Source organism: Nonomuraea longispora (assembly GCF_004348345.1).
Taxonomy (GTDB): Bacteria; Actinomycetota; Actinomycetes; order Streptosporangiales; family Streptosporangiaceae; genus Nonomuraea; species Nonomuraea longispora.
In genome coordinates this window covers 45,229-71,024 of record NZ_SMJZ01000006.1, presented here as the reverse complement: position 1 = coordinate 71,024, position 25,796 = coordinate 45,229, and the positions used below count along the sequence as shown (strand labels likewise).

Below are 25,796 nucleotides of genomic sequence, written 5' to 3'. Positions count from 1 at the left end.
AACGGTGCGCCACGGTCACTGCATCTAAGTACACCCTTGGCGGGCATCCACCCGGATTCCCCCGCTCCCGCCGGATTTCTAGCGTCGATGACATGAAAATCATCGAGGTCAGGAACCTGCGCAAGCAGTATCCGAACCACGTTGCGGTCGAGGACGTGTCCTTCGAGGTGGCGGAGGGCGAGATCTTCGGCATCCTCGGCCCGAACGGCGCGGGAAAGACCACGACCGTGGAGTGCGTCGCGGGCCTGCGGGTGCCGGACGGCGGCACCGTACAGGTGGCCGGGCTCGACCCCCGGCGTGACCGGGCCGGACTGCGTCGGGTGCTGGGCATGCAGCTGCAGACCGCCGAGCTGCCGGAGAAGATCACGGTGTCGGAGGCCATGGACCTGTACGCCTCCTTCTACCCCAACCCCGCCGACTGGTCCGAGCTGATCGAGCGGGTCGGGCTCAGCGGCAAGCGCGACACCATGTTCAAGAAGCTCTCCGGCGGGCAGCGCCAGCGGCTGTCGGTCGCGCTCGCGCTGGTCGGCAGGCCGCGCGTGGCGGTGCTGGACGAGCTGACGACCGGGCTCGACCCACAGGCCCGCAGGGACACCTGGGAGCTGGTCGAGCAGGTACGCGCATCCGGGGTGACGATCGTGCTCGTCACGCACTTCATGGAGGAGGCCGAACGCCTTTGTGACCGGCTCGCGCTCATCGACGTCGGCAAGGTGGCCGCCATCGACACGCCGTCGGGGCTCACCGCGCAGGTGGGCGACGAGCAGCGGGTGACGTTCCGGCCGTCCGCGCCCGTCGACGACGCCGTGCTGCTCGCCCTGCCCGAGGTGCGCGACGTGACCAGGAGCGGCGACCAGGTCGTGGTGACCGGCTCGGGCAACCTCGCCCCCACCGTCACCCTGGCGCTCGCCCGGCAGCAGATCGTGCCCGGAGACCTGCGCATCGAGCGGGCCACGCTCGACGACGCGTTCCTCGCGCTCACCGGAAGGAAACTCTCGTGACGAAGATGTTGGTCCTGGAGGCCAGGCTCTACCTGCGTGACTGGCCGACGTTGTTGTTCACCATCGGGCTGCCGCTCGGGCTGCTGCTCGTGCTGGGCCTCAGCATCCCGGTCATGACGCAGGCCGGGGAGTCGGGCGAGCGCATGGTGGACGCCCAGCTGCCCACCATGATGACGCTGCTGGCGTTGCTCACGCTTTCCTGCAACATCGTGCCCGCGGTGCTCACCACGTACCGGGAGCGGGGGGTGCTCCGGCGGATGTCCACCACGCCCGTGCATCCCGCGCGGCTGCTCGGCGTGCAGCTGCTGATCAACCTGGTCGTCGGCGTGGTGTCCGCGACCCTGCTCATCGTGGCCGCCGCCGTGGTGTTCGGCGCGCCGCTGCCGGGGCGGCCGGTGGTCTTCGTGCTCGTGTTCCTGCTGGGCACCGCCGCGCTGCTGGCCATCGGGCTGGTGATCGCCGCGCTCGCGCCGAACGGCAAGACCGCGCCCGGCATCGGGGCCGTGGTGATGTTCCCGCTGATGTTCCTGGGCGGGATGTGGGTGCCGCGCGACATCATGCCGGACGCGGTGCGCGCCGTCAGCGACTTCTCCGTGGCCGGGCCGTTCGCCCAGGCGCTCAAGGACGCCTGGGCCGGGCAGTCTCCCGAGCTCGGGCACCTCGCGGTGGTGGCCGCCGGGCTGGTGATCTTCGGCGGTCTGGCCGTACGGCTCTTCCGGTGGGAGTGAGGCTAGCGCGCGGCCCACACGGGAAGCGCGCCGGTCACGCTGGTCATCAGCGAGTAGAGAGAGGTCGAGGCCGTGATGAACATGCGGTTGCGCTTGGGCCCGCCGAACACCAGGTTGGCGGTGAACTCCGGCAGCCCGAGCCGGCCGATCAGCGTGCCGTCGGGGTCGTAGCAGAGCACCGCCTTGCCGGCCGCGGTCCAGACGCGGCCGGTGTCGTCGAGCCGGATCCCGTCGAAATTGTCGTTCGCGGAGCCGTCGGCGAACACCTTGCCGCCCGTGAGGGAGCCGTCGTCGCGTACGTCGAACACCCGGATGTGCCTGGCCCGCGTGTCGGCGACGTACAGCAGGCTCTCGTCCGGCGAGAAGGCCAGGCCGTTGGGCCGCACGAAATCGTCGGCCACGACGAGGACCCCGCCCGTCACCGGGTCCGCGCGGTAGACGTGGCAGCCGTCGATCTCCTGCTCGGCCGCGTGGCCCTCGTAGTCGCTGAGGATGCCGTACGGCGGGTCGGTGAACCAGACGGAGCCGTCGGAGCGCACCACCGCGTCGTTGGGGCTGTTGAGCCGCCTGCCCTGCCAGCGGTCGGCGATCACCGTGATCGAGCCGTCGTGCTCGGTGCGGGTGACCCGGCGGTTGCCGTGCTCGCAGCTGATCAACCGGCCCTCGCGGTCGAGGGTGTTGCCGTTGGAGTAGCCGGCGGGCTGCCGGAAGGTGCCGACCACGCCGGTCGTCTCGTCCCAGCGCAGCATGCGGTCATTGGGGATGTCGCTCCAGACGAGGAACCGGCCGGCCGGGAAGTAGACCGGGCCCTCTGCCCAGCGGGTGCCGATGTGGAGGCGTTCGACCCTGTCGTCTCCGTTGACCGCGGCGAACCGTTCGTCGAGCACGTCGAACTCGGTGGGGATCGTGTCCATCATGGCATCTACCATACGGAGTTCGGAGCGTAGGGCAAAGTACGAGATATCATCCTGCTGTGGACGATATAGACAGGATGCTGATCGGTCTGCTGCAGGACGACGCGACGCGGTCGTACGCGATGCTCGGCAAAGCGGTGGGGCTGTCCAGCGGCGCCGCGCACGAGCGGGTGCGCAAGCTGCGCGAGCGCGGCGTCATCAGGCGCACCACGATCGAGGTCGACCAGGAGGCGATGGGGCGCACGGTCACCGCCTACGTGCTGGTCGACGGCAGCACATGGATGGGCGACAGCGGTGACCGGCTGGCCGCGATCCCGGAGATCGAGGAGGCGCACGTCATCGCGGGTCCCGCGTCGGTGCTGCTCAAGGTGCGTACGAGCGGACCCAAGGAACTGCAGGACCTCCTGCGTCAGGTCTTCGGGGTGGACGGGGTGACCGGCACCCAGACGGTCGTCGTCCTGGAGACGCTTTTCGAACGGACCCTCAAGTAAACTTCAGGTATGACGAAGGTCGCCTGGAACACACGAGAGCTCACCGTGGGCCAGCTCGCCGAGCGCAGCGGTGTCGCCGTCTCAGCCCTGCACTTCTACGAGACCAAGGGGCTCCTCACGAGCCGCCGCACGGCCGGCAACCAGCGCCGCTACGCCCGCGACAGCCTGCGCAGGGTCGCCTTCATCAGGCTGGCGCAACGCATCGGCATCCCCTTGAAGACCATCAAGGACGCCCTCAGCCGGCTACCCGACGAACGCACCCCTACCCGCGACGACTGGGCCCGGTTGTCGGCCGCCTGGCGGAGCGAGCTCGACGACCGCATCGAGCAGCTCCAGCGGCTGCGCGACGATCTCACCGAGTGCATCGGGTGCGGCTGCCTGTCGCTGGACCGGTGCCCGGTGGCGAACCCGTACGATCGGCTCGGCGACGAGGGGCCGGGCGCGCGGCGCATCGACACCCGGCTGTGCCCTCCCCACACGTCCTGCTGCGTCCCGCCGACCGAGGTGTCCTGAGCCCTGTTCTCCCGCGTGCCGCGGCTCCTCCTACGACGGGTTCTTCTGCGGCGGGACGATGAGCGTGGGCCGGCCCGCGTGGTGCAGCACGTGGTTGGAGACGCTGCCGAGCAGCACCGACCGGACCCCTGCCAGGCCGCGCGAGCCGATGACGACGAGCGAGGCATCGATCTCGTCCGCCACGTCCACGATCTTCTTCCAGATCGACTCGTTGTCGGCCACCGCCCGGTAGGTGACGTCGGACATCCCGCCCGCGACCGCCAGGTCCGCCCCCTCCTTCGCATGCTGCTCGGCCTGCGTGTGAGCCTCGTCCTCGGCTCCCACGCCGAACGCCGCCGCGACCAGCGGATATCTCCTGATCTGTACGAGCAGCGGCTCCCACACCGTGACGACGACGGTGGGCTCGGCGGTCAGGTGCTTGGCCGCGAACTCGATGGCGGCGCGCGAGTCGGCCGAGCCGTCATAGGCGACGAGGATGGTCATGGCGTTCTTCCCTTCGCTCTTCGGCAGAGCACCGAAGCTCCACCGGTGAAGCACCGGAGCGATCAGGCGCCATTCCGGGGGCCGCTGTCTGCTCGGTCACACCGTCACGGACGGACGGCGGGTGTGACCGGCCGTCCGCGCTCCTCACCCCTGCCTAAAGCTATTAGGGAAATTCCTTATAGTTGTCGGCGAACAGGAGGAAGCTCATGGTGAGAGCAGGGCTGACCCCCGAACGGCTGACCCGGGCGGGGGCGGAGCTGGCCGACGAGGTCGGCTTCGACCAGGTGACCGTTTCGGCGCTCGCCCGGCGGTTCGACGTCAAGGTCGCGAGCCCCTACTCGCACCTGAAGAGCTCTCACGACCTCAGGACCAGGATCGCCTACCGACAGACAGATCCCCGACGACCGGCTGGCCATCGCCGAGGCCCAGCCCTCCGGCGTACGCCTGGTCTTCCGCACCCGGGCCACCACGATCGAGCTGGACACCCTGCCCACCAGACGGGTCATCCAGGGGTACCCTCCCCCGGCGGACGGCGTGTACGACCTGCTGGCCGACGGCCGGCTCGCCGCCCAGGCCACCGTGGCAGGCGGCCGGCTCCGCACGATCACCGACATGGTCACCCAGTCCTTCGAAGTGCGTGAGGGGCCGGCCGGCACCGCCCGGTTCACCGATCTGCCGGCGGGCGACAAGGACATCGAGATCTGGCTCCCGCACACGGAGGTCACCGAGCTGATCGCCCTGCGTACCGATGCCCCGGTCGAGCCGGCACGAGACACCGGGCGCAGGGTGTGGCTGCACCACGGCAGCTCGATCAGCCACGGCTCGAACGCCACCCGTCCGACCGCCATCTGGCCGGCCCTGGCCGCCGCCCAGGGCGAGGTGGACCTGGTCAACCTCGGGTTCGGCGGCAGCGCCGTGCTGGATCCGTTCACGGCACGTACGATGCGGGACACCCCCGCCGACCTGATCAGCGTCAAGCTCGGCATCAATGTCGTCAACGGCGACCTGATGCGCCTGCGCGCCTTCACCCCTGCGGTCCACGGCTTCCTCGACACCGTCCGCGAGGGGCATCCGACCACTCCGCTGCTGGTCGTGTCCAGCATCCTGTGCCCGGTCCAGGAGGACACCCCCGGCCCGCTCGCGCCCGACTACGACGGCGTGACCCTGCGGTTCAAGGCCACGGGCGACCCGGCCGAGCGCGCCGCCGGCCGCCTGACCCTGAACGTCATCCGTGGCGAACTCGCGCGGATCGTCGAACAACGTACGGCCGACGACCCGAACCTGCACTACCTCGACGGCCGTGCCCTTTACGGCGAGAGCGACTACGCCGAATTCCCCCTGCCCGACGAGATCCACCCCGATCCCGCAGGGCACCGCCGCATCGGCGAGAACTTCGCGCGGCTGGTCTTCGGCGACGGCGGCCCCTTCGCCGCGAAGACCGGCTGAGGGCCGCGCGGCCGATTACCCTGTGAGGCCCGGCGCTCGGGGGCTGGGGCAACGGCGACATCGTCGACATCCCCGAGCAGGCCTGAGCAGGCCCGCCGGGAAACCGGATGTTCTCGGTCTCGACCGGATCCGGCTCGCTCCACCATTCGGATTCCCAGCCGCGCGACTCGATTACCCGCCTGCTCCAGGCGAAGGTGAACGCGACCTCTGGACGCGCCAGCCGCCCGTCAGAGTCACCCGTGCCCGCCGGCGGTCGCGAGTGACCGGAGCTTCCCGCCGTTGGCGTCGAGCCAGCGGGTCGTGTCCTCCAGCTTACGGATCCGGTCGGCGACCTCGCCGAGCTCTGCCTTCCCGTTCAGCCAGCGGCCCCCTCGCGACAGAGCGCTACCGACGGCCCGGGCGAGGAGCAGCCGGGGCAGCGCGTCGGCCTCGGCGGCGTCCAGCGGGCGGACCGAGGCGTACCCCCGGAGAAAGGCCGCCGTGCGGAGTTGCCAGTCGCGCGTCTCCAAGGCCCCGCTGTAGAACAGCGCCGCCGTCACGTCCTGAACCAGAAAGCCGACCCCGGCGAACTCGAAGTCGAGCACCCCGCTCACCTCTCCGGTGTCCTCGTCGACCAGCACGTTCGAGGCCGCCAGGTCACCGTGGATGACCTGGGTCGGCAGCGCGCCGCCGCCCGCAAGCCACTCCCGCTCGACGCGGCGCGCCACGGCGTCGAGACGGGCGACCCGCTCCGTGCTGATCCCGGCGGCGCGCAGCTGACGGCAAAGGGCGCCAATGTGCGGCACGGCGGGATGCGTCAGAGGATTGTCGCGCCAGTGCCCCAGCCCGTCTTCTGGCGGCACGCCCAGCATCGCCTCGCCGAGCAGCCCGGCCGCCCGACCGAAGCGCTCGAGTGCCGTCTGGCCCGTGAGGTCGGGCCGCACGCCGGGGATCCACCGGCAGACGGTCGCGGGCCCGGCCGCGGTCTCGATCACCGTGTACCCGCTGAGCGCGGCGACTGGCTCAGGCACCTGGAAGGGAAGTCCGGCCTGCCGTAGCCACCGCAAGATCTGGTGCTCGGCGTCCACCTGCGCGGCGGACAGGGACTGGCTGACCTGGAGCACGAATCGGAGGTCCGCCTGGCGGAGCATGAACGTCTGGTTGTTGGTTCCCTGCTCGGCTCGGGTGATCGTCGTGCCCGGGGGGAAACCCCACGCTGCAAGCAGCCGTGGCAGGAACTCGAGATCGGCGGGCGCGCTCACGCGCCAATTCTGGCGGCATGCCCAGACCGGCGCGCAACCGGTTATAGGCGCGCCCGCATCGGTTTCACTGAGCCGACATCAGACCTACTGAGTCACGACGTCAGCTTGACTGAGCCGCACCACCTTCACCGAGCAAGGACAAACATCGCTAGATCATGCGACCCTGTAGACCTGCGAGTCCGCGAATGGTGTCCTAAGGGCCATCTATGGGACAAGGCGACGCGGAAAGGGACATCAAAGCGCGGACCCTACAGCGGCCGCGCTAGTGCTGGGCCATGTCGACGAAGCGGCTGTAGTGGCCCTGGAACGCCACCGTCACGGTGGCGGTGGGGCCGTTACGGTGCTTGGCCACGATCAGGTCGGCCTCGCCCGCCCTGGGCGACTCCCGCTCGTACGCGTCCTCCCGGTGCAGAAGGATCACCATGTCGGCGTCCTGCTCGATGCTGTTGTGGACAGATATGCCATTCGCGACGAAGTTGTGGGTGCCTGGCACCGTGGCGTCGTAGACCGGCTGCTCACCCAGGTGTTCGATCGAGGCGATCTCGTCCCAGAACACATCGTTCGTCGCCAACATCTCGAGATCGGAATCGCCGAGAATTGCAGCCACCTCGCCCAGCCGTCCCCGAGTCGGTGCATGCTTCCCCAGCGTGCTGCCGCAGAACTGGCGATGACTCACGCTTCGTTCTGCCAGAACGCCTCGAACGCGGCCCCAGACGTCACGCGGAACCGTGTCGACATTGGCATCACGCTTGATCTCCTGGAGGAGAGTGATGCATCGATCGGCCTGCTTCGAACGCTCGCCGTGCGCCCCCACCTCCTTCAAGAACCGGAGCTGGTTCTCCACACCGTAGACGAACAACTGATGGCACGGCCAGTGGTTGCCCTTTCGCACCTCTTTGACGCGAGCCATCACGTTGCACCGCAGAAGCAGTCGTGCGACGTCATCGACCAGTCGCCGGCTCGTCGAGGCATAGTAGATCCTCGCCTGCCCCACCTTGTCGTCCCACCAGATGCACCCATCGGTTGCCCACAGGTGCCGCAGGAACAGGGCGACCTGCCGCGTCGGAAGTGAGAAAACTCCGTCAGGGACGAATTTCTCGTGGCTGCGAGGACCGATCGGCTGCCGCCTGGCGAAGGATCCGTCGCCGATCATGTGGGCGAGCAGGACGACCTCGTCCTCCCGCCACTCCTGAAGCTTCTGAGGTGCTGAGACGTGCCGTGGAACAGCAAGCCGCACTCCAGGCCGAAGCTCGCCAAGGGGCCGCCACCCGTCGTAGGTCATGAAAGGGTGGTTGGCCGTCGCTGTGATCTCCGAGCCGGACTTCAACCGCAGCCGGAAGACGTCCTTCACACCGCTGGAGAACACGTGGGTCATGGTCCGCGGGACAAGCCGGAGCCTCTCGTCAAGGGACCACACCGGAATGTCACGCGCCCCCGACTCCAGCAGATCGCCCAGCGACGCCTCCGCGCCGGTGTCGGCCCGAAGAATGCGAGTATCTGCAGTCAAACAGCCCGACTCCCTCAGGTCGGACACCTGTGGGCGTTTGTCGGTGCGTTGTTCGGGGCCTCGGTTGAGCTGGGAGATCGCGATGACGGGCACCTCGAGCTCCTTGGCCAGCAGCTTGATGGCACGGGAGATTTCGGAGACTTCGTTCTGGCGGCTCTCGACCCGCTTCGGCGAGCTCATCAGCTGGAGGTAGTCGATGACCACGAATCTCAGGTCGTTACGTTGCTTGAGCCGCCGGCACTTGGCCCGGATCTCCATCATCGACATGTTGGGCGAGTCGTCGATGAACAGCGGCGCCTCCGCCACCTCGCTCATGCGGCGGGCCAGGCGGGTCCAGTCGTCGTCGCCCATCATGCCGGAGCGCATGGCGTGCAGCGCCACGCGGGCCTCGGCGGACAGCAGGCGCATGGTGATCTCGTTGCGGGACATCTCCAGCGAGAAGATGACCGTGGCCATCCCGTGCTTGATAGCCGCAGACCGGGCGAAATCCAGACCGAGCGTGCTGTTGTGCGTCGGTATACATGATCTGCTCGCAAGGTACATGTGATCGGCGTTGTCCACTTCAACGCATCGGACCGGGCGCGATGGGACAGGGCGGACGTCGACGATGTAGCGGACCAGCATGGTCGGCTGTGCCGTGCCAACCTGCCTGGACGCCTTGCGGGACAGCCGGAAGACCTTGTCGGGAGTGGTGAAGTCGATCACGTAGCAGGTGGACTCGGTCCGGCCGTCGACCGGCTTCGTCCGCATGGTGGCCTCGTAGCCGAGGCTCAGGACGAGCTCGAAAGCGTCATGGGCGAGGCTTCGGTTCGTCAGCGCGAGCCGGATCCGCCCGGCTGCGCCGACATCACCGCCGGTGTCGAGCAGGCCGGCCAGCAGTTCACGCCTCTGCTGCTCCGACGCACGCAGGTAGACCGGCGGGATGTGCTTGTCACGGAGGACTCCGAGCGTACGCAGAATGCCCTCAACGGTTCCATATCGCAGGCCGCTCGTAGGCCGACCACGATCAGGACACGTCGGCGCCGCCACGGGAAGACTCATGCGATAGGTGATGGTGGAGCCCGCCCGCGTGATGCGCAGCCCTTCGGCCCTCAGATGGGCGATGATCTCAGGGTCGGTCGTGGTGAAGCGTGCCGCCGCGCTCTCGCCGTCACCGAGCCAGACGCCGAGCGCGTACGGCGGCAGCGGCACATCCTGTGGCGCGAGGTCGAAGGGCGCCGCGACCGCCACCGCGTGGTTGGGCCGGTGGTCAGACCCACAGCGCAACGAAGCCGCGATCTCCTCGGTGGTGACCACGCTCTTGTGCTCTGCCGTCAGGGCTGCGTACTTCGGCGTCGTCACACGCTCCGCCGCCGGGTAGGCGGGGAGGTGTCGTACGTAGCCGGTGCGGACCGGCCCGCCCACGCGGGCAGGGATCTTGCCGACGGACCGGAACGTGTCCCCCACGACCGCGAGCGCTTCGCGGTGAGTGACCTGCTTGTCAGGCTCCGTACAAGCCGACCGGCGGGCTTCCTCCACCGCTGTGCCGGACCAGTGGACGTGCGCGGCCCGCCTGGACGCGCGGGTGGTGGTGCGCCACTGGTGCTGAGCGTCCGCGACGATCACGGTGCCGTCGCTGAACTCCACCTCGTAGCACGGCCGGGCGTACATGATGTCCGTTGCGGCGACCACCCGCGTCGGGCGTCCGTCGGCTCCGATCAGCTGATCGCCGACCCTGACCTCACCCATCGTCGTCCAGCCCGTAGGCGTGGGCAGCGGGGTGTCGAGCGCGAGCGCCTTCCCGATGGCCGGGCGGGCGGCGACGACGATCATCTGCCCGGGGTGGAGGCCGTTGGTGAGCTGGTCGAGGTCCTGGAATCCGGTGGGCACGCCGACCATCTGGCCGCCGCGGCTGCCGATGGCCTCCAACTCGTCGAGTGCGCCGGGCATGATGTCGGCCAGCGGCGCGTAGTCCTCGGACGTGCGGCGCTCGGTGACCTGGTAGATCTCGGCCTGGGCGCGGTCGACGAGGTCGTCGACCTCTTCGTTCTGGCCGCCGTAACCGAAGGAGACGATGCGGGTGCCGGCCTCGATGAGACGGCGCAGGATGGCCTGCTCCCGGACGATCTTCGCGTAGTAGCCGGCGTTGGCGGCGGTGGGGACGACGGCCGTGAGGGTGTGGAGGTAGGCGGCGCCGCCGACCCTGGCCATCTCGCCGCGTTTCTGCAGCTCGTCGAAGACGGTGACGGCGTCGGCGGGCTCGCCCCTGCCGTAGAGGTCGGTGATGACGTCGTAGACCATCTGGTGCGCGGGGCGGTAGAAGTCGTCGGAACGCAGGATCTCGACGACGTCGGCGATGGCGTCTTTCGACAGGAGCATGCCGCCCAGCACCGACTGCTCCGCGTCGATGTTGTGCGGCGGGGTGCGCTCGAAACCTGGGCCAGCGCCACCGGTCTCCTCGTCAATGCTCATTGCGCCCCCTCAACCTCGCAGGTGGTCGCACCACCCCCACTTGTAGTCGACCGGTCTGACAGTTTCTCGGAGTCGCGGTCAGTCGGCAACGTGGCCTGTGGACAACGTTGTGGTCAAGCTGTGCACTGTCGCCCCCAGCCTGTGAAAGGCCTGTGGACGGGGCTGTGGATAACCTTTTCGGGTCTTCACCGAACCCATCCTGACCTGGGCAAAGACTGTCCACCGACTGTGGAGGGAAGAAAGTTTTCCCGACATGCCGTGTAAGGCCCATAATGGAGCAATGCCCATTACCGCCAGAGACCGGGAGATCCTGCGGCTGGCCGTGCCCGCGTTCGGCGCACTGGTCGCCGAACCGCTGTTCCTGCTGGCCGACTACGCCATCGTGGGACACGGCCTGGGCACCACGGCGGTGGGCGCGCTGGGGGTGGCGGGCGCGGTCCTCACCACGCTGGTCAACCTCTGTGTGTTCCTCGCGTACGGCACCACGGCCTCCGTGGCACGCCAGAGCGGCGCCGGCAACCACGATCGAGCCATGCGCAGCGGCGTGGACGGGATCTGGCTGGCGCTGGGCATCGGCGTGGCGCTCATCGCCGTGTGCTGGCCGCTCGCGCCGGCCATCGTGGAGGTGTTCGGGGCGGCGCAGGAACAGAGCGCGCAGGCGGTGACGTACCTGCGGATCAGCCTGCTCGGCGCGCCCGGGATGCTGGTCGTTCTGGCGGGCACCGGCGTGCTGCGCGGGCTGCAGGACACGGTGACGCCGCTGGTGGTGGCCGTGGGCTCGTTCGCGCTGAACGCGGCGCTCAACGCCTGGTTCGTGCTGGGCCTGGGGTGGGGCATCGCCGGGTCGGCCTGGGGCACCGTGCTGGCGCAGACGCTGGGCGCCGCCGTCTATCTCGTCGTGGTGGTCAGAGGGGCGCTGCGGCTCGGTACGGCGCTGACGCCCCGCCTCGAAGGGCTCCGGCAGGCGGGCACGGCGGGGGCCGCGCTGCTCATCCGTACGATATGTCTGCGCGTCGTGCTGCTGGTGGCCACCATGGTCGCCACCAGGATGGGCCAGGCCCATCTGGCCGCGTTCGCCATCGCCACCCAGGTCTGGACGCTGCTCGCCTTCGCCCTCGACGCCATCGCCATCGCCGGGCAGGCCATCACGGGGCGTTCGCTCGGCGCCGGCGACGTCGCCGCCACCAAGGACGCCACCAGACGCATGGTCCAGTGGGGCATCTGGTCGGGCATCGCGCTCGGCGGGCTCGTGCTCGCGGCGCGGCCGCTGCTGCCCGGGCTGTTCGACGCCGATCCCGCGGTCGCCGGGCTGCTGCTGGCCGTGTTGTGGCCGGTCGCGCTGTTCCAGCCGGTGTGCGGGGTGGTGTTCGTGCTGGACGGCGTGCTGATCGGCGCGGGCGACCAGCGCTACCTCGCGTGGGCGGGGGTGTGGACGACACTGGCCTACCTGCCGGCCGCATTTCTCGCCACCGGTTTCGGCGTGGTCGCTCTCTGGTGCGCGCTCGGGGTGTGGATGTTCGCGCGCCTGATCACCCTGGTACGCCGGGCCGCCGGCACTGCCTGGCTGGTGACAGGGGCGTGACCTGCCCGTGCTTGCCCTCATCCACGTGGTGAGACATGGTGGGCGAGGTCCCTGAGGGGTGTTCCGTGTCCACGATTCTGCGACGACTGCCTCCTTCTGAGGCGCGCGGGCTGCGCACCGGCGCCCGGCACAGCCTGGCCGAGGTCTACCGCCCGGCCGATCTCGTGGTGCTCGGGTTCGGCGTGATGATCGGTGCGGGCATCTTCAGCATCGCCGGCCGGCAGGCCGCCACCACGGCGGGTCCCGGCGTGATCCTCTCGTTCATGATCGCGGGGATCGCGTGCCTGCTCGCCTGCCTGTGCTACGCCGAACTGGCGTCCACGATGCCGGCCTCCGGCAGCGCCTACACCTTCACGTACGTCATCTTCGGCGAGGTCTGGGCGTGGATCATCGGCTGGGCGCTCATCCTGGAGCTGCAGTTCGCCGCGGCAGTGGTGGCCAGGGCGTGGGCCGCTATCACGGTCGGGGCCGTCACCGCCTTCGGCGTGCGCGTACCGAACCCCGAACTCGTCGGCGACGTGCTGGTGCTGGTGATCCTGCTGACGCTCACCGGCATCGTCGCACTCGGCGCGCGGGTCGGACTGCGGGCACTGTGGATCATGGTGTCGGCCAAGCTGGTGGCCGTCGGCGCGGTGATCGTCGTCGGCCTGACCCAGGTCGACGTGGCGAACATCGGCGAGTTCTACGTGCCGCCCAGGTCGCTGCCGACCCCGCCGGCCACCGTGCTGGAGATCGTGGTAGGTGAGAGCCAGGCGTTCGGCTGGTTCGGCATCTTCGCGGCGGCCTCGGCCATCGCGTTCGCGTACATCGGGTTCGACGTGGTCGCCACCGCGGCCGAAGAGACCGTGAACGCCTCCGAAGCCGTGCCCAGGGGCATGATCCGCAGCCTGGTGCTCACCACGGTCATCTACCTCGCGGTCGCCCTCGTCATGGTGGGCATGGTGTCGTACACGCGGATCTCGGTGGAGGCGCCGCTGTCCAGCGCGTTCCGTACGGCGGGCGTCGACTGGATGGTGCACGTCATCGACGTGGGAGCGGTGCTCGGCCTGACGACCGTGATCCTGGTGCTGATCGTGGGGCAGACGCGGGTGCTGTTCTCCATGGCCCGCGACGGGCTGATCCCCCGCGGGCTGGCGTCGGTCAGCCGCCGCTACCACACGCCCACCAGGGTGACGCTGCTGATCGGCTTCGTGGCGATCCTGCTCGCCGAGTTCGTGCCGGTGCTCACGATGCAGGAGTTCGTCGTGATCGGCGCGCTGTTCGCGTTCCTGTTCGTCTCGGCGGGCGTGATCGTGATGCGGCGGCGCATGCCCGGCCTGGAGCGCGGCTTCCGGGTGCCGCTCTCACCCGTGCTGCCCGCGCTCTCGCTGGTCGCCACCCTCTGGCTCATGGTCAACCTGCGGGTGCAGACCTGGGCGTGGTTCGTCCTGTGGATGGCCTTCGGCCTGCTGGTCTACCTCGTGTACGGCCGCCGCCACAGTGTGCTGGCCCGCCCCCGCGACCCCGTCGAGCCGTCCCGCGGACGGCACCGGCGCTGACCTCTCAGAACCGTCCCGATTCCAGCACACTGCTCAGGAACTCCCGGGTGCGCGCGTTCTCCGGCTCGTTGAAGATCTTCTCGGGCGGGCCCTTCTCCAACAGCACACCCCCGTCGAGGAAGCAGACCGTGTCCGAGATGTCCCGGCAGAAGCCCATCTCGTGGGTGGTGAGGATCATCGTCATGCCCGCGTCCTTGAGCTCCCTGATGATGCCCAGCACCTCCACCACCAGCTCCGGGTCGAGCGCCGAGGTGACCTCGTCGAGCAACATCAGCCGCGGCTGGGTGGCCAGCGCCCTGATGATCGCCACCCGCTGCTGCTGGCCGCCGGAGAGCTGGTCGGGGTAGGCCCGCGCCTTGTCCGCCAGCCCGAACCTGGCCAGCAGGTCGTGCGCCTGCTCCTCCGCCGGCCCCCTGGCCACCCGGTGCACCTGCCGGGGCGCCAGCGTGACGTTGTCGAGCACGGTCATGTGCGGGAACAGGTTGAACGCCTGGAACACGATGCCCAGCCGCTTGCGCACGTCGTCGACGTTCACGCGCGGATCGGTGATCTCGTCGCCGTCGAGGTGGATCGTGCCGTCGTCCACGGTCTCCAGCAGGTTGACGCAGCGCAGCAGCGTGGACTTGCCCGAACCCGACGCGCCGATCAGGCTGACCACCTCGTGCGCCTCGACCTCCAGGTCGATGCCGCGCAGCACGCTGTGCCCGCCGAAGGTCTTCCACACCCCGTCGATCGAGAGGACGCTCATACGCCACGCCTCCTGCGCGTACGTGCGGCCAGATGGTCGGTGAACCTGGCCATGGGGATGGTGAGCAGGATGAACAGCAGCGCGGCGGCGAGGTAGGGCGTGTAGTTGAACGTGCTGGCCGCGTGGATCTGCGCCTGCCGAAGCGCCTCCAGCGGTCCGATGGTGGCCACCAGCGCCGTGTCCTTCTGCAGCGAGACGAAGTCGTTCAGCAGCGGCGGCACCACCCTGCGGGTCGCCTGCGGCAACACCACGAACCGCATGGCCTTGCCGTGGCTCAGCCCGAGGGAGCGGGCCGCGGCCACCTGGCTGGGATGGATCGACTCGATGCCCGAGCGGAACACCTCCGCCACGTACGCGCCGTAGGAGAGGGTCAGCGCGATGATGCCCAGCGTGGCCAGGTCGGTGGGAATGCCCTGCAACCGCAGGGCCGGCAGCCCGAACCCCACCAGGTAGATCACCAGGATTGTCGGCACGCCGCGGAAGACGTCGGTGTAGAGCGTGGCCAGCGCCCGGATCGGGAAGAACGCGGGCGTCCTGATGCCCCTCGCCAGCGCCACCAGCAGCCCCACGACGAGGATCAGCGGCTCGGCGATCAGGAACATCTTGATGTTGAGCAGAAACCCGTCCAGCACGTCGGGCAGCGCCTCGCGGAACTCGCCGAAGTCGAAGAACGTCTCCCTCACCCGCGGCCAGCCCGGCGAGCTCGTCACGATCCACCCCACCATGACGACGAAGACGACCGTCGAAGCCGTCGCGATGGAGGCCGTGCGGCGGCTGCGCGACCTGCGCATGCGCTCGCGCTCGGCCTGCCGCTCCGACTTGACCCACTTGCTCACCACGGCATCACTTCAGCTCGGGCGCGCCCGCCGCCGAACCGAGCCACTCCTGCTCGATTCTGGCCAGCTCACCCTTCGACTTCAACGTGTCCACGGCCTTGTCCACGCAGGACCTGAGCGGGCTGCCCTTCTCCATGACCAGCCCGAACTCCTCCGGCGTGCCGCCCGTCGAGCTGAACTGGCCCACGATCTTGGCGTTCTCCACCTGCGCGGACGTCACGTAGAACGCCGTCGGCAGATCGACGACGATCGCGTCCACCTGCTTGTTCTTCAGCGCGTTCACGGCGTCCACCTGCTCGTTGTAGACGTTGGGGTCCTTGCCGGGCTGGATGACGCTCTTGACCGCGTCGAGCGAGGTCGTCCCCACCTGTACGCCGATCTTCGCGTCCTTCAGCTCGGCCAGGCTCTTCGCCCCCGCCACCTTGCTCCCGTCGACCGCCACCACGGCCTGCTTGACCGTGTAGTAGCCCTTGCTGAAGTCGACCGCCTTGGCCCGGTCAGGCGTGATGGACACCTGGTTGATGTCGAAGTCGAACTGCTTCTTGCCCGGCGCGTACGCCGAGTCGAACTTGACCGTGTTCCACTGCACCTCGGTGCGGTCGAATCCGAGCTCCCCCGCCACGGCGAACGCCACCGCGCTCTCGAACCCCTGGCCGTTGCCCGGGTCGTCGTCCTTGAACCACGGCTCGTAGGCCGGCTTGTCGGTGCCGACGGTCAGCTTGCCGGGGGTGACGAGCTGGAGCTGCTCCTTGGCGCAGGCGGTGGACGTGGTCGGGGCGGCCGCCGTGTCCTCAACGGGTGCGCAGCCAACGACCGCCACCGCGAGTGCGAGCAGTATGAGGGGACGGGCCATGGCCTAGCCTCCAGGGGGAACGTGCCAGATAAACGTGGGCATTCTACGCTGCCCAAACCAATCTCCCAGCCCGCGCCCCTCTCCCGAACCACCCCCAACGTTCCCCCCAAGACCATGGTCAAGTAGCTCACCATGGACCATGGGCAACGTTGTGACCACGGCGACGGGTCCACGTGGGCTCGCGTTACGGCGCTCGGCCGGTGAAGGGTCAGAGGCCGTTCCCTGGAGGGCCCTCGACCGAAGTACGGCGGGTGGCGGACCACGGCGGCGCGTAACAGATGGAGACAGCACCCCTACGGGGCCTCGGTTGCGTGCTGACCCTACTTTCGACAGGGGTCATGGTTGACGATCGAGGGATGTTCCGCCTGGCTCGCCCTTGACAGGCTCCCTCCATGAACACGTTCTTTCCCGGCCGGTGGATCGGCGGTGTGACGCTTATCTTGGGGCCGGTGGCTCTGTGCGCCGGATACCTGCTGCGTTACGTGAGCACGGCCACCGCTCTCACTTCTCAGCAGCACGCGTGGGCCGAGGCGCAGCCGTTCGCCGCCTACGGTCAGTTACTCGCCTATACCTCAGAACCCGCTCTACTCACCCTCTCCTACGCGGTCTTCGCGCTGGGGGCGGTGCTGCTCTTCCCCGCTTTCATCGCCTTGGCTGGATGCGTGGGCGGCGAGCTCGCCTTCTGGGGCGCCGCTCTGCTGGTCGTCGGGCTTTTCGCCCGGCTGTACTTCGCCGGTGCCGACCAGACAGCCTTCCAGCTCACCGAGGTGCTCGGGCTGGACCAGGCGACACATGCGACTATGAAGGAGTACGTCGACATCTCCTACGGGCCGTGGCGCGTACCTGTCTGGGCCTCGGTCGGCCAGTACGCCGGCTCGCTCCTGCTGGCCATCGCTGCCTGGCGCTCGGGCGTCTTCGGCACCGCCCGCTCCTTGATGGTGTTGTTGGCGGGAGGCACCTGGATGGGTGTGCTGAAAGGCGCCTCAATCCCTGATGTGCTGGTCACCGGCCTGCTCTGCGTGGCGCTGCTCCCGATGGGCGCGCAGGTGCTGCGGGAGCGGCTGCCAGCCCCAACCGGCCGTTCGAAGCTGCTGAGCTGGTGAAGGGCGAGCCTGCTCAGCACACAGAAGAGTCAGCGCAACAGACGGAGACAGCACGCCGCACGCGGAGACAGAAAAAAGCCCCCGCACGAGGCGGGGGCTTTTCTCGCACAGGTCAGCCTGCGACGACCTCGACGTCGATCGCAGCGGACACCTCAGGGTGCAGCTTGACGGTGACCTTGTGGGAGCCGACGCTCTTGATCGGGTTGACGATCTCGATGCGGCGGCGGTCGATGATCGGGCCGCCGGCGGCCTTGACGGCGTCGGCGATGTCGCCCGTGGTGATCGAGCCGAACAGCCGGCCGGACTCGCCGGCGCGGGTGGCCAGGCGCACACGCAGGGCGCCGAGCTGGCCGGCGACCTCCTTGGCGGTGCCGAGGTCGCGGATCTCGCGAGCGTCGCGGGCCTTCCTGATGGTCTCGATCTGCTTCTCGGCGCCGCGCGTCCAGCGCATGGCGTAGCCGCGCGGGATGAGGTAGTTGCGGCCGTAGCCGTCCTTCACCTCGACGACGTCGCCAGGGGTGCCGAGGCCGGAGACCTCGTTGGTGAGGATGAGCTTCATGTCGACATGCCTCCTTAGCGCGCCGTGCTCGTGTAAGGCAGCAGGGCCACCTCACGGGCGTTCTTGATCGCGGTCGCCACGTCGCGCTGGTGCTGGGTGCAGTTGCCCGTCACCCGGCGGGCACGGATCTTGCCGCGGTCGGAGATGAACTTCCGCAGCAGCGCCGTGTCCTTGTAGTCGACGTAGGAGATCTTGTCGTGGCAGAACAGGCAAACCTTCTTCTTGGGCTTGCGCAGTGCCGGCTTGGCCATCGTGGTGCTCCTCTCAGAGCCCCGCACCAGGGCGGGAATGGACAGTCATCCGCTTGCGCGGATCTTCACGTGTTAGAAAGGCGGTTCGTCGCTGAAGTCGTTGCCGCCGCCGCCGAAGCCGCCGCCGCCCTGCTGGCCGCCCTGCTGGCCGCCGCCTCCACCGCCGAAGCCGCCACCACCGCCGCCCTGGGGCGGGGCGGGCGTCGCGGAGGCCCACGGGTCGTCGGCCGGGCCGCCGAAGCCGCCGCCACCACCCTGGCGGGAGGTGCGGTTGACCTTGGCGGTGGCGTTGCGCAGGGACGGGCCGACCTCGTCGACCTCGACCTCGTAGACCGTGCGCTTCTCGCCTTCCTTGGTCTCGTAGGACCGCTGCTTGAGCCGCCCCTGAACGATGACCCGCATGCCGCGCTGGAGGCTCTCGGCGGCGTTCTCCGCCGCCTGCCGCCACACGTTGCAGGTCAGGAAGAGGCTCTCGCCGTCTTTCCACTCGTTGGTCTGGCGGTCCATATACCGCGGAGTGGATGCGATGCGGAATCGAGCCACCGCTTGCCCCGTGGGGGTGAAGCGCAGCTCCGGGTCGTCGACAAGGTTGCCGACAAGGGTGATTACGGTGTCGCCTGCTGCCATGGCTAGCGCTCGCCTTCCTGCACGCCTTCGCTTGGGTTTCGCTCAGACTACGGTCGCCGCCCGACAGAATTCCGGGCAACGAGCTTGCTCAGTGCACGTCCGGACGCAGGACCTTGGTGCGGAGGATGCCCTCGTTGAGGTTCATCTGCCGGTCGAGCTCCTTGACCGTCGCGGGCTCCGCGGCCAGGTCGATGACGGCGTAGATGCCTTCGGACTTCTTGTCGATGTCGTAGGCGAGACGGCGACGGCCCCAGACGTCGACCTTCTCCACGGTGCCGCCGTCGTTGCGGACCACGGTGAGGAACTGGTCGAGGGACGGCGCGACGGTGCGCTCATCGAGCGAAGGGTCCAGAATGACCATTACTTCGTAACGACGCATGCGGGACTCCAACCTCCTCTGGACTCTTGCGGTCACGACACTCTGCCGTGACAGGAGGACGCTGACGTCTGAGCCCTGGCGCCCCTTTCGGCGCCCGGACCGATGGATCAACCATCACAACGCAGCGTGCCCAAGGTTACCAGCCTCGACAAGGTGGGAAAGCCTTTAGGAAAGCGAGGGGGTGGTGGTTGTGCCGCACGTGCTTCAGCCCTCCGAACAGGAGCGGTTCCGTCTCAGGCTCAACACCGACGGACGTTCGCACCCAGTGGAGAACACACTGGCCGTCGTCACGCTGGTGTGCGGTGTGGTGGCGTTCGTCGCGACGTTCTGGGACTCCGCGCACATGATCGCGTCCTGGGTCGGAACGCTGGGGTTCGGCGTCGGTCTCTACTCCCAGTACATCTCGGCGACCACGCCGCAGCGCACGCTCAACGTCGTCGGTCTCGTGGGGGCGTTCATCGGCGCCGCACTGGGCATCGCGCACGGCGGTTTCCTTCCCCATCCGTGAGCGAGGACCCCGGCGTACGCGCCTGGCGCCGAGCCCGTACGGAGCTCATCCGCTGACGTGCAGGTCTATCCCGAGCAGCACGAGGAACCAGAGGAAGACGGAGAGCAGCGCCTCGGCGAGGTCCCTGAGGAGTCCTGGCGTGATGTAGTCGTGAACCCACGCGACGTAGATGCCGATGACCACGTAGATCACGATGATCAGCGCTCGTAAGCGCCAGCGGCTCATGGTTTCTCCTCGGGTCGGGGGTGCCTGGCGACTTCCCCGGCGTGCCCCGGCCAAACGGATAAGCTCGGTGACATGGTGCGCATCGGAGCTCACGTCGACCAGGACGACCCGGCCGCTCACGCCGAGGAGGTGGGGGCCGAGGTGGTGCAGTTCTTCCTCGGCGATCCCCAGGGCTACAAGAAGCCCGTGCTGCCCGCCGAACCTGTGGAGGGCGTCGACATCTACATCCACGCCCCCTACCTCGTCAACGTGGCCACCACCAACAACCGCATCAGGATCCCGAGCCGCAAGCTGCTGCAGCAGCACCTGACGGCGGCCGCCGGCCTCGGGGCCAAGGGCCTGATCGTGCACGGCGGTCACGTCGGCAAGGACGACGACCCGCAGACCGGGTTCGACAACTGGCGCAAGGTGTTCGAGCGCATGGAGTGCCCCATCCCCGTGCTGATCGAGAACACCGCGGGCGGCGGCAACGCGATGGCCCGCAAGCTTGAGCGCATCGCCCGGCTGTGGGAGGCGCTCGACGGGTTCGACGTGGGTTTCTGCCTCGACACCTGCCACGCGCACGCGGGAGGCGAAGAGCTGGTCGACCTGGTCGACCGGGTCAAGGCCATCACCGGCCGGATCGACCTGGTGCACTGCAACGACTCCCGCGACGCCTTCGACTCGGGCGCCGACCGCCACGCCAACCTGGGCAAGGGAACGATCGACCCCGAGCTGATCCTGGCGGTCTGCCGGGCGGCCGGTGCGCCGGTCGTGGTGGAGACGCCGGCCGAGGGCCAGGCCGACGACATTGCCTTCCTGAGGAAGAACCTCTAGCGAATACACACAGGCTGTGGATAACTTCCCTGGATTACCGAGGAAAGAAAGGGGGTAGAGAGATCATCCCCCGATCGACCCGCCCACGCCCGCGACTCAGCCCGCCCACGCGCCGTCGAGGAAGCGGGCGGTGTTGACCAGCATGAGCGGCCCCGAGATCAGGGCATAGAGCGCCAGCACCCACGCCTTCCTGGTCATGACCTTGGCGACCAGCACCCACACCGGAAACCACAGCAGCAGCGAGCGCGGGATCGACAGGTAGTACGCCGACGTCATCAGCGCCGCCGCCTGCGCCCCCGTGTAGACGAGCTCGCTCCACCGGCGCAGCACGGCCAGCCAGACCAGCGCGGCCACGGCCACCACGGCCCCCACGATCTCCATCCTGAAGGCCACCGCGAAGTCGTCGGCGCCCATCGCGGAGTGCCAGGTCGTCTGCCACGCCTCCCACGGCCACACGAAGTCGCGCCCCCAGCCGGCCTCCTGCGCGTGCTTCCAGGCCAGCCAGTCGCCCGTCCTGCTGTAGTGGTACGACGAGTACGCCACCAGCGGGGCGAACGGCACCACCAGCCACCCGGCCCGGTGCGGCGACTCCCTCCTCGCGCCGAACTCCACGACGAGCGCGACCGCCAGGAACAACCCGGTGATCCGCACGCAGGAGGCGCCCGCGGCCAGCAGCGCGGCCGCCGGCCAGCGCCCCTGCCTGGCGGCCAGCCACGCGGGGATGGCGAAGGCCAGGAAGAGCGACTCGCTGTAGCCCGCGGCCAGGAACACCGCCATCGGGAAGAGCAGCAGCGCCAGCACCGCCATCCAGCCGGAGGCGCCCTCGAACTCGGTCAGCCGGGCCAGCGCCATCATGGCGACCGCCCCGGCGGCCAGCGAGACCAGCAGTCCGGCCGCCGCCCAGTCGGGTACGACCAGGTAAACCATGCGCAGCGCCGCGGGCAGGCCGGGGAAGAACGCGGGCAGCCCCTCGTCCACCGGTCTGCCGGGCTCGCCGTCGTAGCCGTACTGGGCGATCGTGATGAACAGCGTGGCATCCCACTTGCGCCACTTGTCCAGATATTCGCCCAGCGCCACGCCGAGCACGGTCGCCAGCAGCAGCCCCGCCCGCGAGCCGCACCAGAGCAGCAGCGCGTCCCGGCCGGACGAGCGCGTGATCATCGCGTGAGGGAGGCCAGGGTGAAGCGGTCACGCGCGTCGGCGAACACGCCGCCCGCCTGGTCGTCGATCCCGGCCTGCCGCACGACGTCCTTGCCGGGGCGCAGGATGTCGCGCACCACGAACGCCATCATGATGCCGATCGTGATGACCCGCCCCCAGACGGCGGTGAAGTATGTGTCGTCGCCGATGCCCAGGTCGTCCCTGCTGAGCGGCGGCTGCGCGAGCAGGTAGAGCCAGATGGCGACGAAATACCACACCTCCGCGAGCTGCCACAGCGCCAGCGGCTTCCAGTTGGGCCTGGCCAGCACGGCGAACGGCACCAGCCAGAGCACGAACTGCGGCGACCACACCTTATTCGTCATCATGAACGCGGCCAGCGCCAGGAAGCAGATCTGCGCGAGCCTCGGCCTGCGCGGCGCGGCCAGCGTGAGCACGGCGATGCCGAAGCACAGGACGGCCAGCGAGGCCATGCCGAGCGTGCTCACGTCGGCCTCACCCAGGACCGGCCAGCCCTTGTTCTGGAAGAACAACCACGGCGAGCCCCAGTCGACGCCGCGCTCCTGGGAGAAAACGTAGAAGCGACGCCAGCCGTCCCACGCGAAGACCATGAACGGCACGTTGACCACGAGCCACGCGCCGGCGGCCGAGCCCATGGTGACCAGGAACGGCCGCCATCGCGCCGTACGCCAGGTGAGCAGGAACAACGCGCCCACGAACATCAGCGGATAGAACTTCGTGGCGATCGCCAGCCCGAGCAGCACCCCGGCCAGCACCTGCCGCTTGCGCGCCCAGGCCAGCAGCATGCCCATGGACAACGCGCCGGCGATGAGGTCCCAGTTGATGTACGCGGCCAGCACCACGGCGGGCGCGACGGCGTACCAGAGCGCGTCCCACCGACGCGTGGGCCCGGCCACCGCGGCCATCAGCAGCACGCCGGCCACGAGGGACAGGCCGAGCAGGATGACCGTCAGGTCGTAGAACCTGACCGCCTGCGCGACCTGGTCGGGCTCCAGCCACCGGGCGATCCAGCTGAACACCTGCATGACCTCGCCCAGCACCACCGGGTATTCGACCTGCTTGTCGAACGGCACCGCGGCGAAGTAGGGGTTCTCGGTGGCCAGCTGCCTGTCGAAGTAGAGCGGGTAGATGTCGGTGTAGCAGAAGTTGGTGTACGTCGAGATCTGGTCGTTCCAGCCGCCGGTGCGGCACGGCAGCCGCACGACGTATGCGAGGGACGCCCCCAGAGCCGCGAACAGCCCCAAGGGGAGGAACGGAATGGCGCGCGCCGCCAGCGGCACGCGCACCTCCGTGGTCGTCATTGGTCCTCGAGCCTGCCGTTGACCGGCCCGGGCCCTCCGGCTCGCGTGTCGGTCCCGGTCTCGCCGCCCGCGACGTCCGGGTCGTCGGCCTCGGGGAACCCGTCGTCGGCCGGCGGCGGATCGTCGGTGGTGGGCTCGTCGCCGGTGTCGCCGTCACAGCCGATGAGGCAGTCGGGGTCGTCGCCGGTCTCGTCGTCGAAGGGGTTCTCGCCGTCGTCGAACGGGTTCTCCGGCGTCTTCGTCGGCGTGGGGCTCGGGCTGGGCACGATGTTCTCCGGCGTGCCGATCTCCGCCCTCTCGGGGAACTGCTCGACCGGCTTGCCCTCGTGCGCGGCCAGCATGAACCGCTGCCAGGCGATCGTGGGCGGGCCCGCGCCCTCGAAGCCCAGGGACACTTCGAACGGCCTGGTGTACGGGTTGTTGAGGTTGTACTTCTTGCTCGCCTTGCCCTTGGGCGTGATGGGGCAGTTGGAGTGGAGCGGCGGGACGACCTTGCCGTTTTCTGTCCTGCACTGCTCGCGGTAGAATCCGACGGCGGTGGAGATCTGCGGCGTGTAGCCGACGAACCAGGCGCCGTTCTCGTCGTTGTTGGTGCCGGTCTTGCCGGCGGCCGGCCGGTTGCCGAGGCCCTTGCCCGCCGCGGTGCCGTTGCGCAGCACCTGCGCCATGGCGACGGTGGAGTCGGCGGCCACGCCGGGGTCGATGACCGACTTGGAGAGCTGCTGCTCCGGGTAGGCGACCTGGCCGTTCTGCTCGACCTTCTGCACGACGTGGTAGCGGGTGTATTTCCCGGCGTTGGCGAAGATGGAGTAGCCGGCGGCCTGCTCGACCGGCGTCACCGGGGCGCTGCCGATGGCGAACTGGTAGTGGTGCTCCTGGATGTCCTTGGTCATGTCCTGTTCGTTGAACCCGGCCGCCACGACGAGGTTCTTCACGTCGTCGAGCCGGTTGGGCAGCGCGAACGCCATGGAGACGAAGGCGGTGTTGACCGACTGGGCCGTCGCCTTGACCACGTCGACGGCCCTGCCGACGTTGTGGCTGTTGGTGATGCCGCCCTTCTGCTGGCCGGGGAGCTCCTTCGGCACGGTCTCGTTGCCCGGCACGTAGCTGCTGAGCGAGTAGCCGGCCTGCAGCCAGGCGGCCAGCACGTACGGCTTGAACGCCGACGCGGCCTGCTTCTTCGACTCGAAGGCTTCGTTCCACGGGTCGTTGATGTAGTTGTCGCCGCCGTAGAAGGCGAGGACGCGGCCGTTCTTCGGGTTGACCGCGGCCAGGCCGCCGTGGAACTCCTTCGACATGCCCTGCATCGTGGTCTTCATCGCCTGCCGGGCGGCCTTCATCAGTTTCCTGTCGAAGGTGGAGACGATCTTGTAGCCGCCGCTCTCGACCTCGTCGCGGGTCAGGCCGCGCGACTCCAGCTCGTTGAGCACCTGCTTGACCATGTAGCCCCGGTCACCGCCCAGGGAGTTGCTGGTGGTGGTTTTCCGCGTCTTGGGGAACTTCGCGGGCTGCGGGAGCTGGCCGTATTTCTCGGGCCAGAGCTCGGCCATCCTCTTGACGGTCTGGTTGAAACGATATTTCAGCCCTGGGGCGTCGGGCTCCCAGGCCGGCTGCTGGATCCGCGCGGCGAGGTAGGCGCCCTGCTCGGGGGACAACTTAGCGGCGGTCATCCTCTTGCCGAAGTAGGCCTGCGCGGCGGCCTCCACGCCGTACGCGCGGCCGAAGTTGACGGTGTTGAGGTAGTTGCGCAGGATCTCGTCCTTGGTCAGCGTGTCGTCGAGCTTGACCGCGACGAAGATCTCCTTGATCTTACGTTCGATGGACACTTCCTGGCTGAGGCCGTCGTAGTAACCGCGGGCCATCTGCTGGGTGATGGTCGAGGCGCCCTGCAGCTGCTGCCCGGTCGCGGTCATCCACACCGAACGGGCCATGCCGGAGAAGGAGATGCCGGAGTCCTCGTAGAACGTGTCGTTCTCGATGGCGATCGCGGCGTCCTTGACACTGTCGGCCATCTGGTTGATCTCGACGCTCTTGCGCGGCATGCCGAGCCTGGCGATCTCGGTCTTGCCGTCGTTGTAGTAGATGGTGCTCTGCTGCGCGGTCGCCTCGGCCTGCACGGTCGTCGGCACCGGCACGTTGGCGTACGCCACCATGATCATGCCGAACATGCCCGCCGTGAGCACCACGACGCCGGCGACGACGATCTTCCAGCTCGGCACGAACCTGCGCCAGCCACGGCGGCCACCGCCGCCGCCCTTCTTCACAGGTGGCTCCGGGGGACCTGGCGGCCCGCCCTGGCCTCTTCTGCGCGAGCGCCGCGGCATGTCGCTGGCCATCGTCTCCTGGTTACTGAGCGTGCGCGACTCCGAGCGCGAACGAGAGCGCGGCGGCGGCTGGTCGCCGCGCTCATCCGCCGGGTCGGCGCGTCTGGGAGGCTCGTCGTACGGCTGTGCGGCCATGGCCCCGGTCTGCTCGTACGCCGCTTCGGCACGTCGGGGCTCCGGCGCCTCGCCCCAGCC

24 protein-coding genes and 2 pseudogenes are annotated in these 25,796 nt (G+C 68.7%); 11 read left to right on the top strand and 15 right to left on the bottom strand.

All coding sequences use genetic code 11. The features are described from left to right. Positions 1 to 92 precede the first annotated feature (92 nt). Together E1267_RS03280 and E1267_RS03275 are read left to right on the top strand one after the other, a co-directional pair. Entirely contained in the window at positions 93 to 998 is a 906-nt protein-coding gene (locus tag E1267_RS03280; protein WP_132329602.1) for an ABC transporter ATP-binding protein, read from the top strand. A gap of 5 nt (positions 999 to 1,003) precedes the next feature. After that, positions 1,004 to 1,726, top strand: coding sequence for an ABC transporter permease (locus E1267_RS03275; protein ID WP_201760626.1), 723 nt, complete (start codon positions 1,004 to 1,006; stop codon positions 1,724 to 1,726). Between the two features lie 2 nt (positions 1,727 to 1,728). Here the strand turns inward: E1267_RS03275 and E1267_RS03270 are convergent, their stop codons facing one another. Further along, positions 1,729 to 2,643 carry an SMP-30/gluconolactonase/LRE family protein gene (locus E1267_RS03270; RefSeq protein WP_181957738.1) on the bottom strand — a complete coding sequence of 305 codons (915 nt, stop codon included), beginning with the start codon at positions 2,641 to 2,643 and terminating at the stop codon, positions 1,729 to 1,731. Positions 2,644 to 2,699: 56 nt separating this feature from the next. Between E1267_RS03270 and E1267_RS03265 the strand changes: the two genes are divergently transcribed. Both E1267_RS03265 and soxR read left to right on the top strand, forming a co-directional pair. After that, positions 2,700 to 3,131: an Lrp/AsnC family transcriptional regulator gene (locus E1267_RS03265; protein ID WP_212746143.1), complete on the top strand. Its 432-nt coding sequence runs from the start codon at positions 2,700 to 2,702 to the stop codon at positions 3,129 to 3,131. Positions 3,132 to 3,140: 9 nt separating this feature from the next. Further along, positions 3,141 to 3,644, top strand: a complete 504-nt coding sequence (gene soxR / locus E1267_RS03260; RefSeq protein WP_132329599.1) for a redox-sensitive transcriptional activator SoxR — start codon at positions 3,141 to 3,143, stop codon at positions 3,642 to 3,644. Positions 3,645 to 3,674: 30 nt separating this feature from the next. On the opposite strand, the gene E1267_RS03255 is transcribed toward soxR, so the two are convergent. After that, on the bottom strand, positions 3,675 to 4,127 hold the full coding sequence (locus E1267_RS03255; RefSeq protein ID WP_132329597.1) for a universal stress protein: 453 nt from the start codon (positions 4,125 to 4,127) through the stop codon (positions 3,675 to 3,677). Positions 4,128 to 4,333: 206 nt separating this feature from the next. On the opposite strand from E1267_RS03255, the pseudogene E1267_RS46140 reads away from it, so the two are divergent. Together E1267_RS46140 and E1267_RS03245 are read left to right on the top strand one after the other, a co-directional pair. Then, a pseudogene (locus E1267_RS46140) lies at positions 4,334 to 4,507 on the top strand (TetR family transcriptional regulator); the annotation flags it as partial. A 10-nt stretch (positions 4,508 to 4,517) separates the two neighbouring features. Continuing rightward, a pseudogene (locus tag E1267_RS03245) lies at positions 4,518 to 5,573 on the top strand (GDSL-type esterase/lipase family protein); the annotation flags it as partial. Positions 5,574 to 5,806: 233 nt separating this feature from the next. Here E1267_RS03245 and E1267_RS03240 read toward each other — a convergent pair. Both E1267_RS03240 and dnaB read right to left on the bottom strand, forming a co-directional pair. Then, a complete protein-coding gene (locus E1267_RS03240; protein WP_132329594.1) occupies positions 5,807 to 6,814 on the bottom strand; it encodes a phosphotransferase enzyme family protein in 1,008 nt (335 codons plus the stop codon). Positions 6,815 to 7,076: 262 nt separating this feature from the next. After that, positions 7,077 to 10,772 carry a replicative DNA helicase gene (gene dnaB, locus E1267_RS03235; protein ID WP_132329592.1) on the bottom strand — a complete coding sequence of 1,232 codons (3,696 nt, stop codon included), beginning with the start codon at positions 10,770 to 10,772 and terminating at the stop codon, positions 7,077 to 7,079. 280 nt (positions 10,773 to 11,052) lie between these two features. Here dnaB and E1267_RS03230 point away from each other — a divergent pair, with 280 nt between their 5' ends. Both E1267_RS03230 and E1267_RS03225 read left to right on the top strand, forming a co-directional pair. Further along, positions 11,053 to 12,354 carry an MATE family efflux transporter gene (locus tag E1267_RS03230; protein ID WP_132329590.1) on the top strand — a complete coding sequence of 434 codons (1,302 nt, stop codon included), beginning with the start codon at positions 11,053 to 11,055 and terminating at the stop codon, positions 12,352 to 12,354. A 65-nt stretch (positions 12,355 to 12,419) separates the two neighbouring features. Beyond that, on the top strand, positions 12,420 to 13,892 hold the full coding sequence (locus E1267_RS03225) for an APC family permease (RefSeq protein ID WP_246063393.1): 1,473 nt from the start codon (positions 12,420 to 12,422) through the stop codon (positions 13,890 to 13,892). A gap of 4 nt (positions 13,893 to 13,896) precedes the next feature. Here E1267_RS03225 and E1267_RS03220 read toward each other — a convergent pair whose 3' ends face one another. Genes E1267_RS03220 through E1267_RS03210 form a run of 3 tightly spaced genes read right to left on the bottom strand, consistent with a single transcriptional unit; the run spans position 13,897 to position 16,329 of the window. Continuing rightward, positions 13,897 to 14,640 carry an amino acid ABC transporter ATP-binding protein gene (locus E1267_RS03220; RefSeq protein WP_132329588.1) on the bottom strand — a complete coding sequence of 248 codons (744 nt, stop codon included), beginning with the start codon at positions 14,638 to 14,640 and terminating at the stop codon, positions 13,897 to 13,899. After that, positions 14,637 to 15,476, bottom strand: a complete 840-nt coding sequence (locus E1267_RS03215) for an amino acid ABC transporter permease (RefSeq protein ID WP_246063391.1) — start codon at positions 15,474 to 15,476, stop codon at positions 14,637 to 14,639. Before E1267_RS03215 ends, E1267_RS03220 begins: the two co-directional genes overlap by 4 nt. A 7-nt stretch (positions 15,477 to 15,483) precedes the next feature. Then, entirely contained in the window at positions 15,484 to 16,329 is an 846-nt protein-coding gene (locus tag E1267_RS03210; RefSeq protein WP_132329586.1) for an ABC transporter substrate-binding protein, read from the bottom strand. A gap of 428 nt (positions 16,330 to 16,757) precedes the next feature. On the opposite strand from E1267_RS03210, the gene E1267_RS03205 reads away from it, so the two are divergent. Then, positions 16,758 to 17,432 carry a hypothetical protein gene (locus E1267_RS03205; protein ID WP_220449319.1) on the top strand — a complete coding sequence of 225 codons (675 nt, stop codon included), beginning with the start codon at positions 16,758 to 16,760 and terminating at the stop codon, positions 17,430 to 17,432. Positions 17,433 to 17,544: 112 nt separating this feature from the next. On the opposite strand, the gene rplI is transcribed toward E1267_RS03205, so the two are convergent. From rplI to rpsF, 4 genes are all read right to left on the bottom strand, one after another. Next, a complete protein-coding gene (rplI, locus tag E1267_RS03200; protein ID WP_132329583.1) occupies positions 17,545 to 17,991 on the bottom strand; it encodes a 50S ribosomal protein L9 in 447 nt (148 codons plus the stop codon). A 14-nt stretch (positions 17,992 to 18,005) separates the two neighbouring features. After that, on the bottom strand, positions 18,006 to 18,242 hold the full coding sequence (gene rpsR / locus E1267_RS03195) for a 30S ribosomal protein S18 (RefSeq protein ID WP_020543048.1): 237 nt from the start codon (positions 18,240 to 18,242) through the stop codon (positions 18,006 to 18,008). Positions 18,243 to 18,314: 72 nt separating this feature from the next. Next, entirely contained in the window at positions 18,315 to 18,869 is a 555-nt protein-coding gene (locus E1267_RS03190) for a single-stranded DNA-binding protein (protein ID WP_132329581.1), read from the bottom strand. An 88-nt stretch (positions 18,870 to 18,957) separates the two neighbouring features. After that, complete coding sequence (gene rpsF / locus E1267_RS03185; RefSeq protein WP_132329579.1) at positions 18,958 to 19,248, bottom strand: 30S ribosomal protein S6; 291 nt, start codon at positions 19,246 to 19,248, stop codon at positions 18,958 to 18,960. Between the two features lie 190 nt (positions 19,249 to 19,438). Between rpsF and E1267_RS03180 the strand changes: the two genes are divergently transcribed. Beyond that, on the top strand, positions 19,439 to 19,756 hold the full coding sequence (locus tag E1267_RS03180) for a hypothetical protein (RefSeq protein WP_236666946.1): 318 nt from the start codon (positions 19,439 to 19,441) through the stop codon (positions 19,754 to 19,756). Positions 19,757 to 19,801: 45 nt separating this feature from the next. On the opposite strand, the gene E1267_RS03175 is transcribed toward E1267_RS03180, so the two are convergent. Beyond that, on the bottom strand, positions 19,802 to 19,981 hold the full coding sequence (locus E1267_RS03175) for a hypothetical protein (RefSeq protein ID WP_132329576.1): 180 nt from the start codon (positions 19,979 to 19,981) through the stop codon (positions 19,802 to 19,804). Positions 19,982 to 20,053: 72 nt separating this feature from the next. Here E1267_RS03175 and E1267_RS03170 point away from each other — a divergent pair, with 72 nt between their 5' ends. After that, entirely contained in the window at positions 20,054 to 20,797 is a 744-nt protein-coding gene (locus E1267_RS03170; protein WP_181957737.1) for a deoxyribonuclease IV, read from the top strand. Positions 20,798 to 20,893: 96 nt separating this feature from the next. Here E1267_RS03170 and E1267_RS03165 read toward each other — a convergent pair whose 3' ends face one another. The 3 genes from E1267_RS03165 to E1267_RS03155 are packed head-to-tail and all read right to left on the bottom strand — an operon-like array spanning position 20,894 to position 25,736. Then, the gene (locus E1267_RS03165; RefSeq protein ID WP_132329573.1) at positions 20,894 to 21,958 is read right to left on the bottom strand and encodes a mannosyltransferase family protein; all 1,065 of its coding nucleotides are present in this window, start codon (positions 21,956 to 21,958) and stop codon (positions 20,894 to 20,896) included. Then, positions 21,955 to 23,277, bottom strand: a complete 1,323-nt coding sequence (locus E1267_RS03160; protein ID WP_132329570.1) for a glycosyltransferase family 87 protein — start codon at positions 23,275 to 23,277, stop codon at positions 21,955 to 21,957. Before E1267_RS03160 ends, E1267_RS03165 begins: the two co-directional genes overlap by 4 nt. Then, positions 23,274 to 25,736: a transglycosylase domain-containing protein gene (locus E1267_RS03155; RefSeq protein ID WP_132329568.1), complete on the bottom strand. Its 2,463-nt coding sequence runs from the start codon at positions 25,734 to 25,736 to the stop codon at positions 23,274 to 23,276. The genes E1267_RS03160 and E1267_RS03155 overlap by 4 nt, the downstream gene beginning before the upstream one ends. Positions 25,737 to 25,796 lie beyond the last annotated feature (60 nt).